Origin of the sequence: Paraburkholderia sp. SIMBA_053, assembly GCF_046534895.1 — a bacterium.
Lineage (GTDB): Bacteria > Pseudomonadota > Gammaproteobacteria > Burkholderiales > Burkholderiaceae > Paraburkholderia > Paraburkholderia caledonica.
The window spans coordinates 1-246 of the sequence record NZ_JAWRXU010001406.1; the positions used below are offsets into that span (position 1 = coordinate 1).

At 71.5% G+C, this 246-nt stretch carries 1 pseudogene; it reads left to right on the forward strand.

The window, feature by feature from the left end:
- A pseudogene (locus SB753_RS40225) lies at positions 1-246 on the forward strand (hypothetical protein); the annotation flags it as partial.

Sequence of the window (246 nt, forward strand, 5' to 3'; positions counted from 1 at the left end):
GGCGCGCTGCTCGCGTGGCAGCGCGAAATCCAGGCCGGCGCGAGCGCGCTCGTGATCGGCTTCGGCGTTTTCCTGCTGCTGTGGCGGCGTCATCCGCGAGTGCTCGCGCGCATTGCGCCGTCGCGGCTCGCGCTGTGGTCGTTCGCAATCGCGCTCGCGCACGGCGCGGGACTGATGCTCGTGCCGATCTACCTGGGCCTGTGCAGCGCGAACGATCTCGACCGCGCGCACGAAGCCGCGCAGACG